A 13,124-nucleotide genomic window follows, 5' to 3' on the forward strand; every position below is an offset into this window, starting at 1 on the left:
CCGCGGCCCCATGCGGCCTGCCGCCGGTTACGGTGAGGCAATGACCACCCGGATCCTGTCGATCGGCACGGCCGTGCCTCGCGCCCGCCTGCGACAGGACCAGGTGCGCGACCTGTTCGCCGGCCAGCCCGGCGCCGACCGGTTGACGCAACGGCTCATCGGCGCGGCGTTCAACGCCTCGGCGATCGAGACCCGCCACACGGTGCTCGACGACCTGGCCGCCGCAGCCGCCGCGACCGCCCTCCCGACCGTCGATGCCGCGGGTGGCGAGCGGATGCCGACGGTCACCGACACCGGCGACCTGCTGTCACCCTCGACCGGTGCCCGGAACGACGCGTACATCCGACTCGCGCCGCCCCTGTTCGCCGAGGCCGCGCGAAAGGCACTGGCCGCGGCATCCGTCGATGCGGCCGACGTGACGCACGTCGTGACCGTCTCGTGCACGGGGATGTTCGCGCCCGGACCGGACTACCGGCTCGTCCGCGACCTGGGCCTTCCGACGACCGTCGCCCGCGCGCACCTCGGCTTCATGGGGTGCGCGGCGGCGGTGCCGGCGCTCCGGACGGCGTTCCAGATCTGCGCGGCCCACCCCGACGCGGTCGTCCTCGTCGTCTGCGGGGAGCTGTGCTCCTTGCACGTGCGAACCCCGGCGGACCACGACGAGATCGTCTCGGCATCCGTCTTCGCCGACGGCGCTGCCGCGGCCGTCGTCAGTGCGGACCCGTCGCGCGTGACCGGTCCGTCGTTCGAGCTGGATCGCTTCGCGACGGTGCTGACCGACGAGGGCGAGAAGGACATGGCCTGGACGATCGGCGACACCGGGTTCGAGATGATCCTGTCGGCAGAGGTGCCGCGCATCATCGGGCGGGAGATCCGCGGCGCCGTCGAGTCGTTCCTGGGCGACGACGGCGTCGACACGTGGGCCGTGCACCCCGGTGGGCGGAGTGTGCTCGACCGTGTCGAGACCGGTCTCGGTCTGCCCGCCGATGCGCTGACGGTGTCGCGCGACATCCTCCGCGACTACGGCAACATGTCGAGCGCGACGATCCTGTTCATCCTCGGCGCACTGCTCGCCGGCGACCTCGACGACGGCGATCGGGTGGCGACGCTCGCGTTCGGGCCGGGTCTCACGCTCGAGGCCGCGCGGCTGACGTTCCGGCGGGAGCTCGCGTGAACCTCGCCGAACGCGACGCGGACCTGCGCGAGCTGATGGACGATCCGGACTGCGATCCCGTAGCGCTGGCGGCGACTCTGGAGCGATTCGATCTGGTGAACCGCGCGATCGGCGGGTGGGGCCGGGTGTGGCGGCGCGGCATCCGTCCTCGGCTGCGGAGGCTCGGCCGTCCGGCGCGCGTGCTCGACGTCGGCAGCGGCGGGGGCGACGTGGTCGCCCGGCTCGCGACCTGGGCGGAGCGGGACGGGCTCGACGTGCAGTGGCTCGGGATCGACCCCGACCCGCGCGCGCTCGACGTCGCGCGGACGCGGGAGAGCGAGCGCGTGTCGTTCGCCGCGACGGATGCCGCCGGTCTCCGCGCCGCCGGCGAGACGTTCGATCTGGTCCTGTCCAACCACGTACTGCACCATCTGGAAGCGGCAGAGCTCGGGGAGTTCGCCGCCGACACCCGCGCGCTTGCGACGGGCACCGTGATGCACGCCGACATCGAGCGGGGTCGGCTGGCGTATGCGCTCTACGGCATAGGCATCACCGCGCTCGAGCGCGGCACGTTCCTGCGCACCGACGGGCTCCGGTCGATCCGTCGGAGTTACCGCGCGGACGAGCTCGAGTCGGCCCTGGGTTCGCCGTGGCGGGTGGCGTCGCCGGCGCCGTTCCGACTCCTGGCGGTGGCGGATGCCTGAGGTTCTGATCGTCGGAGCCGGCCCGGTGGGCACGCTGCTCGCGGCGGAGCTGACCCGGTTCGGCGTCGAGGTAGAGCTGCTGGAGCGTCGGCCCGGCGCCGGCGGCGGGTCGCGCGCGATCGGGCTGCACGCTCCGACGCTGGCGGCGCTCGAAGCGGGGGGCGCGACCGAGCGCATCCTGACCCGCGCCGTCCGGGTGCGGAGGGGCGAGGCGCGCAGCGACGGGCGAGCACTCGGCGTGGTTGACTTCGGGCGTCTGGATGTGCGGCATCCGTACGTCGCGACCCTGCCGCAGGCGGAGACCGAGGTCGCGCTGCGCGGTTCAGGCCCCGAGGCCGAGCGGGGCGTGACTGTGACGCGCGTCGCGCCTGACGGTGCCCGGGTGCGGGTCGAGACCGACCGCGGCGAGCGGGTCGCACCGATCGTGGTGGTGGCCGGCGGTGTGGGCGTGCGCGATCTCGTGTATCGTCCGGGCGCGCTGCGGCGGACTGCATACCCCGATCGGTATTTGATGACGGATGCCGCCGTGCCCCCGCGTGAGGATGCGGAGACCGCGCTCGTGCACCTGGCGCCCGGAGGCGTGCTGGAGTCGTTTCCGCTGCCGGACGAGCAGCGCCGGTTCGTCGCGTGGGACAGGGGCGGGTCGCTGGAGCCGCACGCGCTCGCGGGCCGCCTGCGCGATGCGATGCGCGAGCGCGGCGAAGGCGAGGCGGCCGACGTCGTGACGGCGGCGACGGCCTTCGCGGTGCGACGCGTGCTGGCGCCTGCGATGAGGCGTGATCGGCTGTTCGTGATCGGTGACGCGGCGCACGAGATCAGTCCGATCGGCGGGCAGGGGCTCAACCTCGGCCTGCTGGATGCCGCGACGCTGGCCCCGCTGCTTGCCGCGTGGGTGCGACTCGGGGCCGCGCCGGAGCCCGACCTCGCCGACTGGGAGCGGGACCGGCTGCGGTCCGCAAGCACCGCCGGGCGGATGGCCGCCGTGAACATGCGCCTCGGGCGGCCGGTGTCGGCCGGCGCGCACGCGGTGCGGTCGAGGGTGCTGGGATCGGTGTTGGCCGCGACGGGTTCGCTCGTGCCGCACGCTTACGCGATGGGACTCGACGCCGCCGGGCGGTGATGCGCGGCGGGCGGCGGTGCCAGCGCGCGGTCGATCGCGGCTGAGACGTCGGAAGGCCTCATCACCTCACGGTCGATGAGGAGGGATTCGAGTCCTGCGGCGCGGGCACCGGCGGCATCCGTCGTCGGATCGTCGCCGACGAACAGGCACTCGCCGGGGGGAACGCCGAGACCTGACACAAGCGCCGCGAAAGCCCCGCGTTCGGGTTTGTGGTGCCCGATCTGTTCCGAGATCAGGGTGACGTCGAACACGTCGGTCAGCCCGATGCGGTCCAGCTTTTCGGACTGTTGGACCGCGGACCCGTTGGTGAGCAGCCCGAGCCGGTATCCGCGCCGTCGAAGGCCATCAAGGAGATCCCTGGTGCCGGGGAAGACGGCCCACGCAGCACGATAAGCGCTGAGGTAGTCGTCGAAAATCGCGTCGAGCCCTGCGTCATCCCCCGGGAGTTCCAGGCCGAGGCCGGGCAGCACATCCCGGAGACGCTCGCGCCGTTGCTCGGCGAAATCGATGAGACCGCGCCGCCACCGCTCGAAATGCTCCGATTCCGACTCGAACCAGGCGTTGACCACGACGTCAGTCACCGTCACGCCGCGCGCCGTGAAGAAGTCAGCGACACCGCGTCGAGCCGCGCCTCGGTGGTCGAACAGAGTCCCGTCGAGGTCGAACCCGATCGCGCGGATCACGCTGCCCCCGACGCCACCACCAGCTGCAGGGCGAGCACGAGAGCGGCGGTCATCACGAGGCGGAACCCGGTGCGGTCCGGGCCGCGCCGCCGCATCCGCATCAGCACTGCAGCGGCGATCGCCGTCACGACGACGGCGAAGGGGATCATCGCGAACGGCGACGCGCCCTCGATGAGGCTGCCGACGAGGACCGCGACGGCGGCGATGACGATGCCGGCGACGGCGAGAAGGACGGATGCCGCGGGCCCGATCCGATGCGGCAAGCCCCGGACGCCGGTGCGTCGGTCGTCGTCGAGATCGGGCAGGACGTTGGTCAGGTGCACGGCTGCTCCGAGCATGGCGCCCGCGAACGCCGCCCAGAGTGCGGCTGGCTCGGGGTCCGCCGCCGAGAGCGTGGCGAGCGACGGGAAGATGCCGAAGCTGACGAGGAAGGGAAGGAGCGACGCCAGTGTCGATTTGAGCCCCGCGTTGTAGCTCCAGGCCGACGCGAGGGCGATGACATGGGCGATGAGCATGCCCCAGCCGAGCACTGCCGAGAGGATGACGGCGGCACCGAGCGTGACGAAGGCGGCGATCCATGCGGTGCGCACGCGGGTGTCTCCCCGCACGAGCGGCTTGTCCGGTCGGCCGACGGTCGCGTCGCGGAACAGGTCGATCGAATCGTTCGAGAGGCCGACCGACACCTGTCCGAGGAAGACCGCCGCGACCAGGACGACGATCCGCCACAGCTCCAGCCCCGCCGCCACGCCCAGGGCGAGGGACAGGACGGTGACGACCAGCGAAGGGCCCGGGTGAGTGGCACCCCAGAGGGCCCGCGCGGTTCGCATGCTTGATCCTTTCACGCTGGCGGAAGGCGTTTGCTGGGGTCGCGGCGCCGGACGAGGCGCGGGGCGGCGAAGCTGAGAGGTTTCTCATTTTCGGATGTGGTCATAAGGGGTGTTCTCGGCGTTCCCGGGCGACGGAATGTCGGTGGTCGATGCGAGAGTGGAGGCATGACGGAAGCGATGGAAATCCCCGGTGGCGAGGACTATCTCGCCACTCTGGCGGGTCTCGTCACGGACGTCGGGACCGTCGCCGTCGAGATGGCGCGGGTGCAGATTCGGGAGTTGCGAATCCTGGCCGCAGCCGGCCGACTCGCAGAAGAACAAGCTGTCTCGAAGAACGCCAAGGTCAGGCTTCACGACATGGCCCTTCGATCGATCGCGGCAGAGTTCGGCGGCGTGCTGCGCACGACCGACCGCACCGTGCAACGCCGGATCGGCGGAGCTCGCACGATCATCGAGGGGTTCCCCGCCGCGGTGGCGGCGTGGGAGTCGGGCCGGATCGTCCGGGAACATGTGCGGGCGATCGTCGACGCGGGAACGACGCTGCCCGCCGAGATGTGGGGCGAGTTCGAAGCCGTCGCCATCGAACGGTGCGAGCAGGACACCCCGAACCGGGTGCGGGGCGAGCTCGAGATCCTCGCGCACCGGATGCACCCGCGATCCTTCGCGGAACGACACGAACAAGCCGCAGCAGGACGGTGCGTGCGGCTGGTTCCCGGACGAGACGGGATGTCGGATCTCATCGCGACCCTGCCGACCGTCATCGCCGAAGGGATCCACGACCGGCTGACGCAGCAGGCACGGGCGATCGTCGACACACGCGAGGAGCGTGCAACCGGCGACGACACCAACGTCGTCGCGACCGACGCTCGCACGACCGACCAGGTGCGAGCCGACGTGTTCGCCGACCTCCTGCTCGCCGGAACCCCAGCGCTCGACGACACCCGCGACACCACCGCGGGGCCGCTGGGCGCGATCCGTGCACGGGTGCAGGTGCTCGTCCCTGCAGCGACGCTGACCGGTGCAGAGGATAGGCCGTGCGACCTCGGTGGCCGCTCCCCCATCGACCCGGCATCGGCACGGACACTCGCGGGAGACACCGGCGTCTGGGAGCGCCTGTTCCACGACCCGACCACCGGCGTCACCATCGCAACCGACTCGTACCGCGTTCCTTCCGGGATGCGGCGGTTCCTACAAGCACGTGACCAGCACTGCCGATTCCCCGGATGCCGCGTCGCCGCCATCCGCTGCGAAGTCGACCACACCCACGATCACGCCCTCGGCGGCGCCACCGAACTCTCGAACCTCGCGCATCTGTGCCAACGGCACCACTCGATGAAGCAATTCACGAGGTGGAGAGTCCGACAACTCCAGGGTGGCGTTCTTGAATGGACTTCACCCCTCGGCAGGACCTATCGCGAGGACGCCCCCACCCCGGCCGTCGCGTTCACCCCTGCCGCACCACCATTGCGCGGAGAATCCGCACCTTTCTGATCACTCCGCGGTCGTTCTCTCGCGCACGTCACTCCTCCAAGATCCGCTGGAACAGCAGATGGTCCTGCCACCGCCCCGCGATCCGCAGATACCGCGGCGCCACCCCGATCTCCGTGAACCCGCAGCGCCGCAGCACGGCCTGCGATGGCGCGTTGTGCAGCAGCGTCGCCGCTTGAATGCGATGCAGCCCGAGCTGATCCCGAGCGATGTGGGCCGCGGCATCCACCGCTGCGGTCATCACCCCCCGACCACCGAGCTCCTCATCGATCCAGTAGCCGAGGTTCGCGTTCTTGAACGCGCCGCGAACGATCCCCGACAGGTTCAGTCGGCCGACGATCCGCGCACCCGCCGCGAGCACGAAGGGAGCAGCGAGCCGCGCATCGCACTCCCGCAAGACCGCGTCGACATCCGCGGCCTGACCGGCCTCGGTGAAGAACGACGGAACGCGCACCGGTTCCCACGGCGCCAGCCGCTCGCGGTTGCGGCTGTACGCCTCGGCGAGCGCCGCGGCATCCGTCGCCGCGAGCTCCCGCATCACCACGCCGTGGCCGAGCGCGACCTCCGGCATCAGTCGAGCAACTCCGCCTCGATGACGTCATCGCCCGACGAATCCGGCGGCGTCTGCCCACTACTCGTCAACACGAGCTGCGATCCGTCGACCGACACATCCACTCGCACCAGGTCGCCGTCATGCACCCCACCCGACAGCAGCGCCATCGCGAGCCGGTCCTGGATCTCCGACTGGATCAGCCGGCGCAGCGGCCGCGCACCGAACAGCGGATCGAACCCTCGCTCGGCCAGCCACGCCCGCGCATCCGGCGTCACTGCCAACGTCAACCGCCGCGAACGCAACCGCACCTGCAGCGCGTCCACCGCCAATTCGACGATCTGCGCCAGATCCGACTCGGTCAACGGCGAGAACATCACGACGTCGTCGAGACGGTTCAGGAACTCCGGCCGGAACGCCTGACGAACCATCGCCATGACCTGTTCCCGCTTCTTCTCGTCCGTCAGCGTCGGGTCGATCAGCACCGGCGATCCGATATTGCTCGTCAGGATCAGGATCGTGTTCGTGAAGTCGACCGTCCGCCCCTGACCATCGGTCAATCGGCCGTCGTCGAGCACCTGCAGCAGCACGTCGAACACCTCGGGATGCGCCTTCTCGACCTCATCCAGCAGCACCACCGAGTACGGCCGGCGCCGCACGGCCTCGGTCAACTGACCGCCCTGCTCGTACCCGACGTACCCCGGAGGCGCACCGACCAACCGCGCCACCGCGTGCTTCTCGCCGTACTCGCTCATGTCGATCCGCACCATCGCGCGCTCGTCATCGAACAGGAACTCCGCCAGCGCCTTCGCGAGCTCGGTCTTACCCACACCCGTCGGACCGAGGAACAGGAACGACCCCGTCGGCCGGTTCGGATCGCTGATCCCGGCACGTGAGCGACGCACGGCATCCGACACCGTCTTCACGGCCGCCTTCTGCCCGATCAGGCGCTTCCCCAGCTCCGATTCGAGGTGCACCAGTCGTGCGCTCTCGCTCTGCAACAGCTTGCCGACCGGGATGCCGGTCCACGCCGCAATGACCTCCGCGATGTCCTCCTCGGTCACCCGGTCGCCCACCATCCGCTCGGCGCCGTCGCCGATCGCACCCTCGGCCATTTCCGCCTCGGCCAGCTTGCGTTCGAGCGCAGGGATCTCGGCGTAGAGCAGCCGGGACGCGCGCTCCAGGTCGCCCTCGCGCTGCGCCCGCTCCGCCTCGACACGCAAGGCATCCAGCCGCGTCTTGTAGTCGCCGACGGCGTTCAGCGACGCGCGCTCCCGCTCCCATCGCGCCTGCAGATCGTCGAGCTCCTGCTGCGCCTTCGCGAGCTGGTCGCGCAGCGCCGCGAGGCGCTCCTTCGAGGCGTCGTCCTTCTCCTTCTTCAACGCGAGCTCTTCGAGCTTCAGCCGGTCGGCGTGCCGTCGCAACTCGTCGATCTCGAGCGGCGCCGAATCGATCTCCATGCGCAGCCGCGACGCTGCCTCGTCGATGAGGTCGATCGCCTTGTCGGGCAGTTGCCTCGACGGGATGTACCGGTTCGACAGCGCCGCCGCAGCCACGAGCGCGCCATCCGAGATAGCGACCTTGTGGTGCGCCTCGTACCGCTCCTTCAGCCCGCGGAGGATCGCGATCGAATCCTCGACGCTCGGCTCGCCGACGTACACCTGCTGAAAGCGCCGCTCCAACGCGGCATCCTTCTCGATGAACTCGCGGTACTCGTCGAGCGTCGTCGCGCCGATCAGCCGAAGTTCACCGCGCGCAAGCATGGGCTTGAGCATGTTGGATGCCGCGACCGACCCTTCGCCACCGCCGGCCCCCATCAGGGTGTGGAGCTCGTCGATGAAGGTGATCACGCGCCCTTCGGATTCGGTGATCTCCTTGAGGACGCTCTTCAGCCGCTCCTCGAACTGCCCGCGGTACATCGCGCCGGCCACGAGCGCCGAGATGTCGAGGGCGATGAGCTCCTTGCCCTTGAGCGACTCGGCGACGTCGCCGGCGACGATCCGCTGCGCGAGCCCTTCGACGACGGCGGTCTTACCGACGCCGGGCTCGCCGATGAGCACCGGGTTGTTCTTCGTGCGCCGCGTGAGTACCTGGCTCACGCGGCGGATCTCGCTGTCGCGACCGATGACGGGGTCGAGCTTGCCCTGACGCGCACGGTCGGTGAGGTTGATGCCGTACTGCTCGAGGGCGCTGCCCTGCTCCCCCTGACCGGATGCCGGTTGTGCGTTCATCGTCCACTCCTGAAGGGTCGATCAAAACTTGAGTCCGTCAGGCTCAACTTTATCACGAGGCCATCTCCGCGGACCCGGCGAACTCGGGCAGGCAGGCGAACCGGGACCGGTATGCCGTCGGCGTCGTACCCAGCACCCGCGAGAAGTTCTGCCGCAGTACCGCCGCCGACCCGAACCCGCATTCGTACGCGATCGCGTCGAGCCCGAGGTCGGTCTGCTCGAGCAGCCGCTGCGCGTGCAGGATCCGCTGCCGCGCGAGCCACGCCGCCGGCGTCGTGCCGTAGTCGGCCTTGAACCGACGGGCGAACGTGCGCGGCGACATGTGCGCCTTCCCCGCCAACTGGTCGACCGAGAGATCGAGCCGGAGGTTCTCCAGCATCCACTCGGTCACGGGCGTCAGCGAGAGCGACGTCGACACCGGCAGCGGTGAGGCGATGAACTGCGCCTGCCCGCCGTCGCGCTGCGGCGGCACGACCATCCGGCGGGCGATCGTGTTCGCGGCTTCGGCCCCCAGCTCCAGTCGCAGCAGGTGCAGGCAGGCGTCGAGCCCGGCCGCGGTCCCCGCGCTCGTGATGATCCGGTCCGACTGCACATAGAGCACGTTCGGGTCGACCTCGATGTCGGGGTACATGCTCGCCATCGTCTCGGCGTACCGCCAGTGCGTCGTCGCGCGACGACCCGACAGGACGCCGGATGCCGCCACCGCGAACGATCCGCTGCAGACCGTCAGCACCCACGCGCCTCGGTCGACCGCCCGCCGGATCACGTCCTGCACCCGCTCGTCGACGTTGTCCCACGCCTCGCGCGGGATCGGCGTCACGATGACCAGGTCCGCCTCGTCGGCGAAAGTCAGATCCGCCTCGACGTTGATCGAGAACGACATGTTGCTCGGCACCGCGCCCGGGTCGGGGGTCACGATGCGGAAGTCGAAGTTCCGGATGCCGTCGTCGCTGCGATCGAGCCCGAACGCCTCGCAGGCGAGGCCGAACTCGAAGGGCGCGAAGCCAGGCTGCACGAGACACGCGACGGTGGTGAGCATGAGACCCCCAAAGAGGTGAAACCGAGTTGGCAGAATTCCTGCGGGCAGTGTCTCAGCGGCCACTAGTGGCAGGATGAGGGCAAGCATAGCGTTTCTGCCATGACCGCCGCACTGCTTCTTCTCCTCCTGGTCGTCGTGATCGTCAGCGCCACCTTCGCTGTCGTCCGAGTTATCGCCCTCGACGGCTATCGCCGCCAGCCGACCCGGACGCGCGGGTCCCGCTTCCCGTGACCCGCCTTCCGCCCCTGGGCGGCCCGCCCCTAGACTCGGGATCCCGCGAGAGGAACCCTGATGAGCGAATCCATCCCGCCCTACCCGCCGCAGCAGCAGCCCGGCTACCCCTACGGCACGCCGCCCGCACCGGCCGGCGCAGGTCGTGGCCTCGCGATCACCGCCGTGATCATCGCCGCCGTCCCGGTCCTGCTGGGCGGCATCTGGCCGATGATCACGATCCAGCTCTACCGCATGGCCTCCGACCCCGCCCTGCTGGGCATCGCCAATGGCTTCTCCGCGGTCTTCACCTGCGCGCTCGCCCTGGTCGCCCTCATCCTCGGCCTCGTCGCCGTGAAGCGGGATGCCGCTGTCCGCCTCCTCGGCGGCATCGCGATCGGTCTCGCCGCAGCCACGGTCGTCGGCACGGTGCTGGGATTCCTGTCCTCCACGATCGCCAGCGGACTCTTCTGACAGGTGCGCCCGCGAGCCGGATCCGGCTAGGTTGAGGACATGGAATACGGTTTCGCAGCTGTCGTCGTCGGGATCATCGCCGCGAGCCTGTTCATCGCGAACCGTCGCGCGCGTCGCGACCGATCGGTCACCGACGAGGAAGGTCGCGGCGCGGCTGCCCGTCGCGCGATCGATTCCGAGGCACGCATGGCCAAGGCCACCGCGACGTACGTCGACAACCGGAGCAACGCCGGCGGCGCCGGCGGGATCTGACCCCGCTCAGCTCCGGCTGAGGTCCTTCGCCGCCGCCAGCAGTATCTGCGCGGAGCGCGCCCAGTCGAACGAGCGGATGTGCGCCGTCCCCGCCTCGACGAGACGCTCGCGCACCCCCGGATCATCCAGCGAGCGCACCGCGCGCGCCACATCCTGCGGATCGAGCGGATCGACGTACAGGGCACCGTCACCCGCGACCTCGCGGAAGATCTCCATGTCGGTCACGACCGCCGGCACACCCAGTTCGAGCGCCTCAGCCACGGGGAGCCCGTAGCCCTCGTCGAGACTCGTCGTCACGAGCGCGGCGCCGTCGGCGAGGAGCGCCGCGTAGGCGGCATCCGTCACACCGTCGTGGAAGACGACCGACCCGCCGCCCGCACGCGCGGTGAGTTCCGCGCGACGCTCGGGCGTGATGCGCGACAGCAGGTGCAGCGTGTGCTCGGGGAGCTCCCGCATCGCCGTCACGAGCGTCTCGACGTTCTTGTACGGCATGAACGAGCCCATGTAGACGAGGTTCCGCACGGGACCCGCACCGACGGCGGTGCCCTCCGGCAGCAACTCCGCGAGACGTTGCGGCGCATTCGGAATCACCACGACCGGGCGCTTCGTCAGCCGCACCCGCGCGAACTGGCGCGCGCTCGTCTCGCTCACCGTCGCGACGAGGTCGGCAGCGTTCAGGGTCCACCGCTGCGGCCAGTACGACAGGTGGAAGACCCGCCACCCGAGCCGCACGTACCAGGGCAGCGCACGCGGCGGGGTGCGGTGCCGGTAGTAGATCGTGTCGTGCAGCGTCAGGATGAGGCGGAACCGTCGGCCGCCCGATCCGATGGTCTGCATCGGCGAGAACAGCACGTCGGGTCGGTGCCGGTTCAGCAGCAGCGACGAGAACGGTTCCTTCGCCGACGTCGGCGAATGGATCGTCAGCGTGATCGCTCCGTCGGGCAGGAACGCCCGCTGCCGCTCGTCGTGGATCAGGTAGGTGACCTCGGTCTGATGGGCGGATGCGGCATCCGCCACCGCCTGCGCGAGCTCGGCCGAGTAGCGACTGATGCCGTCGTGGAAGTCGGTGCGGATGTAGCGCGCGTCGAAGAACAGACGCATGTCAGCCGTCGAGCGGTTCGCCGCGATACAGCTTCTCGAACGTGTCGAGAGTGCGCTCGATGTCGTGGATGTCGACGCCGTCCAGCGAGGCCTGCTGCATCCGCGAGTACTCGGCCTGGTCGGCGGTGAGCACGGTGCGGAGCTTCTCGGCGAGCTCGTCGGAGTCACCGGGCTCGAAGAGGTAGCCGTTCTCGCCGTCGTGCACGAGATGCGGCAACGCCACGGCGTTGGCGGCGATGACGGGCAGACCGGATGCCATGGCCTCCATCGTCGCGATCGATTGCAGCTCGGCGACGGAGGCGATGACGAAGACGTCCGCACGCGTGTACGCCGCGCGGAGTTCCTCCTCCGACACCCGTCCGAGGAAGGTGACGCGGTCCTCGAGGCCGAGACGCTGGGTCACCTGCCCGAGACTCTTCCGCTGGTCGCCGCCGCCGACGATCTCGAACTGCAGGTCGAGGTCGGGGAGCTTCGCGATGGCCTCGAGAGTGACCTCGACGTGCTTCTCGGTCGTGAGGCGGCCGACGAACAGCACCCGGCGGCGCTTCTCGCGCGGCTCGAGGTTGGGCGTGTAGTTGCTCTTGCGGATGCCGCAGCTGATCGGCACGACACCGGAGATGTCGATCGTGTTCTCGAGGAACTCCGCGGCCCGCCGGGTCGGGGTCGTGACCGCGCGCGACATCTTGAACGTCCGCTCCGCGTCGTCCCATGCGAGCTTGAGGAAGATGTCGTACAGGAACTTCGGCAGGAGCGTGAAGTCGAGGATGTTGTCGGCCATGATGTGGTTCGTCGCGACCACGGGGATGCCGCGCTGATTCGCGATGCGAGTCAGGGCGCGTCCGATGACGATGTGCGACTGGCTGTGCACGACGTCGACGTCGACCTCGTCGAGCAGCTTCCGCGAGTAGTGCTTGGCCCGCCACGGCGCCACGAACCGCAGCCAGTCGTGCGGACGGTAGCGCCAGCCCGGAAGGCGGTGAACCGTCAGCGGCTGCCCCTCGATGACCTCGGTGAAGACGCCGTGGTTGCGGTGGGTGACGCTCGGCGTGACGACGTGCACGTCGTGGCCGCGCGCCGCGAGGCCCGCGGAGAGTCGCTCGGTGAACCGGGCGCCGCCGTTCACGTCGGGGGCGAAGGTATCGGCGGCCACCATGATCGTGAGGGGCCGGCGTTCGGGGGCGGGATCGTCCGGGGGCGTCATGGTCACGGGCTACGGGCCAATCTGTGCGTCGGTGGGGCGCAAGGATGTGCGGGGCGCCGGGGCTCGATTCTAGCCCGGGACCGGGACCTCC

General features: G+C 70.0%; 14 protein-coding genes. 7 read left to right on the forward strand and 7 right to left on the reverse strand.

All coding sequences use genetic code 11. The features are described from left to right. The first annotated feature begins 40 nt into the window (after positions 1 to 40). Genes ABQ271_RS13835 through ABQ271_RS13845 form a run of 3 tightly spaced genes read left to right on the forward strand, consistent with a single transcriptional unit; the run spans position 41 to position 2,977 of the window. Complete coding sequence (locus ABQ271_RS13835; RefSeq protein WP_349309311.1) at positions 41 to 1,174, forward strand: type III polyketide synthase; 1,134 nt, start codon at positions 41 to 43, stop codon at positions 1,172 to 1,174. Next, positions 1,171 to 1,857 (forward strand): methyltransferase domain-containing protein, encoded by a 687-nt coding sequence (locus ABQ271_RS13840; protein WP_349309312.1) that lies wholly within the window; start codon positions 1,171 to 1,173, stop codon positions 1,855 to 1,857. Before ABQ271_RS13835 ends, ABQ271_RS13840 begins: the two co-directional genes overlap by 4 nt. Continuing rightward, positions 1,850 to 2,977 (forward strand): FAD-dependent monooxygenase, encoded by a 1,128-nt coding sequence (locus ABQ271_RS13845; protein WP_349309313.1) that lies wholly within the window; start codon positions 1,850 to 1,852, stop codon positions 2,975 to 2,977. Before ABQ271_RS13840 ends, ABQ271_RS13845 begins: the two co-directional genes overlap by 8 nt. Here ABQ271_RS13845 and ABQ271_RS13850 read toward each other — a convergent pair. Next, a complete protein-coding gene (locus tag ABQ271_RS13850; protein ID WP_349309314.1) occupies positions 2,944 to 3,660 on the reverse strand; it encodes an HAD family hydrolase in 717 nt (238 codons plus the stop codon). The genes ABQ271_RS13845 and ABQ271_RS13850 overlap by 34 nt on opposite strands. After that, entirely contained in the window at positions 3,657 to 4,487 is an 831-nt protein-coding gene (locus ABQ271_RS13855) for a UbiA family prenyltransferase (protein ID WP_349309315.1), read from the reverse strand. The genes ABQ271_RS13850 and ABQ271_RS13855 overlap by 4 nt, the downstream gene beginning before the upstream one ends. Positions 4,488 to 4,652: 165 nt before the next feature. Between ABQ271_RS13855 and ABQ271_RS13860 the strand changes: the two genes are divergently transcribed. Then, positions 4,653 to 5,978, forward strand: coding sequence for a DUF222 domain-containing protein (locus ABQ271_RS13860; protein ID WP_349309316.1), 1,326 nt, complete (start codon positions 4,653 to 4,655; stop codon positions 5,976 to 5,978). Positions 5,979 to 6,006: 28 nt separating this feature from the next. On the opposite strand, the gene ABQ271_RS13865 is transcribed toward ABQ271_RS13860, so the two are convergent. The 3 genes from ABQ271_RS13865 to ABQ271_RS13875 are packed head-to-tail and all read right to left on the reverse strand — an operon-like array spanning position 6,007 to position 9,795. Continuing rightward, a complete protein-coding gene (locus tag ABQ271_RS13865; protein WP_349309317.1) occupies positions 6,007 to 6,546 on the reverse strand; it encodes a GNAT family N-acetyltransferase in 540 nt (179 codons plus the stop codon). Continuing rightward, positions 6,546 to 8,756 carry an AAA family ATPase gene (locus ABQ271_RS13870; RefSeq protein WP_349309318.1) on the reverse strand — a complete coding sequence of 737 codons (2,211 nt, stop codon included), beginning with the start codon at positions 8,754 to 8,756 and terminating at the stop codon, positions 6,546 to 6,548. Before ABQ271_RS13870 ends, ABQ271_RS13865 begins: the two co-directional genes overlap by 1 nt. A 52-nt stretch (positions 8,757 to 8,808) precedes the next feature. Then, positions 8,809 to 9,795: a helix-turn-helix domain-containing protein gene (locus tag ABQ271_RS13875; protein WP_349309319.1), complete on the reverse strand. Its 987-nt coding sequence runs from the start codon at positions 9,793 to 9,795 to the stop codon at positions 8,809 to 8,811. A 99-nt stretch (positions 9,796 to 9,894) separates the two neighbouring features. Here ABQ271_RS13875 and ABQ271_RS13880 point away from each other — a divergent pair, with 99 nt between their 5' ends. From ABQ271_RS13880 to ABQ271_RS13890, 3 genes are read left to right on the forward strand one after another with little or no spacing between them, the layout of a single operon-like run. After that, positions 9,895 to 10,026: a hypothetical protein gene (locus tag ABQ271_RS13880; RefSeq protein WP_349309320.1), complete on the forward strand. Its 132-nt coding sequence runs from the start codon at positions 9,895 to 9,897 to the stop codon at positions 10,024 to 10,026. Positions 10,027 to 10,086: 60 nt separating this feature from the next. After that, positions 10,087 to 10,479, forward strand: a complete 393-nt coding sequence (locus tag ABQ271_RS13885) for a hypothetical protein (protein ID WP_349309321.1) — start codon at positions 10,087 to 10,089, stop codon at positions 10,477 to 10,479. A gap of 39 nt (positions 10,480 to 10,518) precedes the next feature. Next, positions 10,519 to 10,731, forward strand: a complete 213-nt coding sequence (locus ABQ271_RS13890; protein ID WP_036309518.1) for a hypothetical protein — start codon at positions 10,519 to 10,521, stop codon at positions 10,729 to 10,731. 6 nt (positions 10,732 to 10,737) lie between these two features. On the opposite strand, the gene ABQ271_RS13895 is transcribed toward ABQ271_RS13890, so the two are convergent. Together ABQ271_RS13895 and ABQ271_RS13900 are read right to left on the reverse strand one after the other, a co-directional pair. Continuing rightward, positions 10,738 to 11,832, reverse strand: a complete 1,095-nt coding sequence (locus tag ABQ271_RS13895) for a glycosyltransferase family 1 protein (RefSeq protein WP_349309322.1) — start codon at positions 11,830 to 11,832, stop codon at positions 10,738 to 10,740. A 1-nt stretch (position 11,833) separates the two neighbouring features. Continuing rightward, the gene (locus ABQ271_RS13900; RefSeq protein ID WP_349309323.1) at positions 11,834 to 13,033 is read right to left on the reverse strand and encodes a glycosyltransferase; all 1,200 of its coding nucleotides are present in this window, start codon (positions 13,031 to 13,033) and stop codon (positions 11,834 to 11,836) included. Positions 13,034 to 13,124 lie beyond the last annotated feature (91 nt).

It is taken from the genome of Microbacterium sp. MM2322 (assembly GCF_964186585.1).
In the GTDB taxonomy this organism is placed as follows: Bacteria; Actinomycetota; Actinomycetes; order Actinomycetales; family Microbacteriaceae; genus Microbacterium.

Coding starts and splice junctions, on each gene's coding strand:
- ABQ271_RS13880 (WP_349309320.1), top strand. CDS start 9,895: ATGACCGCCGCACTGCTTCTTCTCCTCCTGGTCGTCGTGATCGTCAGC.
- ABQ271_RS13865 (WP_349309317.1), bottom strand. CDS start 6,546: ATGCCGGAGGTCGCGCTCGGCCACGGCGTGGTGATGCGGGAGCTCGCG.
- ABQ271_RS13860 (WP_349309316.1), top strand. CDS start 4,653: ATGACGGAAGCGATGGAAATCCCCGGTGGCGAGGACTATCTCGCCACT.
- ABQ271_RS13835 (WP_349309311.1), top strand. CDS start 41: ATGACCACCCGGATCCTGTCGATCGGCACGGCCGTGCCTCGCGCCCGC.
- ABQ271_RS13890 (WP_036309518.1), top strand. CDS start 10,519: ATGGAATACGGTTTCGCAGCTGTCGTCGTCGGGATCATCGCCGCGAGC.
- ABQ271_RS13870 (WP_349309318.1), bottom strand. CDS start 8,756: ATGAACGCACAACCGGCATCCGGTCAGGGGGAGCAGGGCAGCGCCCTC.
- ABQ271_RS13900 (WP_349309323.1), bottom strand. CDS start 13,033: ATGACGCCCCCGGACGATCCCGCCCCCGAACGCCGGCCCCTCACGATC.
- ABQ271_RS13845 (WP_349309313.1), top strand. CDS start 1,850: ATGCCTGAGGTTCTGATCGTCGGAGCCGGCCCGGTGGGCACGCTGCTC.
- ABQ271_RS13855 (WP_349309315.1), bottom strand. CDS start 4,487: ATGCGAACCGCGCGGGCCCTCTGGGGTGCCACTCACCCGGGCCCTTCG.
- ABQ271_RS13885 (WP_349309321.1), top strand. CDS start 10,087: ATGAGCGAATCCATCCCGCCCTACCCGCCGCAGCAGCAGCCCGGCTAC.
- ABQ271_RS13875 (WP_349309319.1), bottom strand. CDS start 9,795: ATGCTCACCACCGTCGCGTGTCTCGTGCAGCCTGGCTTCGCGCCCTTC.
- ABQ271_RS13895 (WP_349309322.1), bottom strand. CDS start 11,832: ATGCGTCTGTTCTTCGACGCGCGCTACATCCGCACCGACTTCCACGAC.